At 56.9% G+C, this 2,300-nt stretch carries 4 protein-coding genes; 2 read left to right on the top strand and 2 right to left on the bottom strand.

What is annotated here, in order from left to right; translation table 11 throughout:
* Together ACOSYY_RS01665 and ACOSYY_RS01660 are read left to right on the top strand one after the other, a co-directional pair.
* A partial coding sequence (locus ACOSYY_RS01665; protein ID WP_421660528.1) for a sigma 54-interacting transcriptional regulator occupies positions 1 to 377 on the top strand: 377 nt, incomplete at its 5' end.
* Between the two features lie 2 nt (positions 378 to 379).
* Positions 380 to 595, top strand: a complete 216-nt coding sequence (locus tag ACOSYY_RS01660; RefSeq protein WP_421660527.1) for a tetratricopeptide repeat protein — start codon at positions 380 to 382, stop codon at positions 593 to 595.
* Between the two features lie 74 nt (positions 596 to 669).
* Here the strand turns inward: ACOSYY_RS01660 and ACOSYY_RS01655 are convergent, their stop codons facing one another.
* Both ACOSYY_RS01655 and ACOSYY_RS01650 read right to left on the bottom strand, forming a co-directional pair.
* Positions 670 to 1,503, bottom strand: a complete 834-nt coding sequence (locus tag ACOSYY_RS01655; protein ID WP_421660526.1) for a DUF1295 domain-containing protein — start codon at positions 1,501 to 1,503, stop codon at positions 670 to 672.
* 12 nt (positions 1,504 to 1,515) lie between these two features.
* On the bottom strand, positions 1,516 to 2,300 hold a 785-nt coding region (locus ACOSYY_RS01650; RefSeq protein WP_421660524.1), incomplete at its 5' end, for an SDR family oxidoreductase.

The following is a 2,300-nucleotide window of genomic DNA, read 5'->3' as shown; positions in this document are numbered from 1 at the left end:
AAAACGAGCTCTTTGGACACGAAAAGGGCGCGTTCACCGGAGCCACCAAGCGGGAGCCGGGCAAGATCGAAATCGCCGAGGGAGGCACGCTGTTTCTTGACGAGATCGGCGACATGCCGCTCACTATGCAAAGCCATCTGGTAAAAACGGTGGCTCGGGACCGTTCACGACGGTTTATCCTTGAACCGTCCATCTGCTTGGATTGTGGATTTATGTTCCGCGACCGCAAAAGATTGACGCGGCCAAGCCGCTGCCCACATTGCCGAAGCGAAGGGATTTCCGCCCCACGCTACGGAATCGATTTGCTTGTATCAGGATCCACTCGCGCAAACACGAAGGTGTCGCGGCGGAGAGATACCTGGAAAGGATTACCATGATAATGGCAAGACTTGTACTCTGTGTCTTCTGTTTAATGGCGGTCGGCTGCTCCGATCAGAACGCCAAAGAACTGTTTGAAACAGCCGCCTTCGAAGAAAACCAAGGTAATGTCCCTCATGCCAAGCAGCTCTACCAAGAACTGGTGAATCTCTATCCATCCACCAAAGCGGCCGAGATCGCCCGGGCGCGGCTTGCCGATCTGGACACCAGGAAATAGACGCGGCCGACTACATACCGGTAGTCGTGACGGACGCTTATGATTTGCCTGCAGGCTCGGGCGAATCGTCTGTGTTATGAAGGAGTGGCCATGTCCGGCCTTGGGCGGGGAAACCATGGAAAAAACGCATTGGTCGTCGCCTGATAGGCTTTATATTCCTCTCCCCTGCTTGAAAGGGCTTGCGCTTCTGTCCGTGGAATACCCGTCAGCTTGAGCAGCGCAAAGCCCATTCCGATCGGCCCGATCCAAGTAAACACCCAACCCGGCGCTCCCAACGTCATCACGACGTACGAGCACCAGTGCAGCCATTCAAAAAAATAGTTGGGATGGCGTGAATAGGCCCACAGGCCCTCACGGCAGACGCGGCCTCGATTTCTCGGGTCGGCCCTGAAGTGGGCAAGCTGTCTGTCGGCTCTGGCCTCACCGGAGACGGCAATGCCCCAGATTATCAAACCGATGAGCTCAACCAACGCGGATGGAGGTCGGGGATTCCACATCAGCACCAGAAACGGGAGCGAAAAGGCGGCGACGGCCAGTGCCTGCAGGAGAAAGTACGCGAGCATTTTGGCCGACTCCGACTCGCCCCATTCCTCCCGCAGCCGTCGATAGCGGGCATCCTCTTGTTTGCCGATCACGCGATCGAAAAGGATGTGGAGGCCCAGTCGTCCCGCATACAGCGTCACCAGCATCACGGTCAGGGCGATTCGCTCGAAACTGCTGCTTGCTTGTGTGGCATACCATAGCACGACAAGAATCAGCCCAAAGCACCATCCGACGTCTCCAATCGCGGCGTTCCTGGTCTTCCGCTGCACGGCCCACAATGCCCCCATGACCACCGTCATGAAAAGATACGCCGCTAGGACAAGCGGCAACGGATCCGATGCAAATATCCCGTTCTCTGGTTCCATTATCTTTATGCCTCACACCGGACTGGACGCATAATCCCACAAATCGTCACCTCGATGCACCCGATCCTTCAACCAGCTCCGGAAACCCGGTATGGGAAACGACAAGAGCGCCTGGATTTTTTCAGAGTTCAGTGAGAGATCGGCGGGCCGCGGCGCGCCGGTATGATCGGAGGCACATCCTTTCACGAGACGGCCTTGCAGTTCGGGATACCAGGGCAGCAGCGCCTGACCTATTTCCCAGCGTGATAACCGTTCACATCCACCAATGTGAAAGATTCCGGGCTCGTCCTTGCCGATTAACTCCCAGATCGCACGCGCAATGGCTCCCGCCGGCAATGGACAACGATATTCATCCGCATAGAGCGTGATGCTCGCGCCGCTCTTCGCCGCCCGACGCATCTCCTCGACAAAACTTCGATCGCCGTTCTGTGACTCGCCGGCCGTCAGGACGATTCGAACCACGGTGTGGCGAGGATTCTGCAACACCAGCTGTTCCGCCTCAAGTTTGGTCTTGCCATAGAAGTTGATGGGTTTGGGTTCATCTGTCTCATGGTACCAACCGGCCAGGCCATCGAAGACTTCGCCGCTCGATAAGAAGAGAAAGGGAATGTCCTTCGAGAGTCGAGCCAGATACGCTGTGGCGTCCACATTGATGCGGCGAGCGAGATTAGGATGTTGCTCACAGTCTTTCGTTCGGCTCAAAGCCGCGCAGTGGATGACTGCATTGGGTTCCAAACGCTGCCACATTCGCTCGGCCGCGTCGCGATCCGTGAGGTCAAGGTCAGCTCGACCGAGAC

The sequence above is a fragment of the Nitrospira sp. BLG_2 genome, assembly GCF_049222245.1.
The sequence above is the reverse complement of the archived record's forward strand: the minus strand, read 5'-3'. Positions and strand labels throughout refer to the sequence as shown.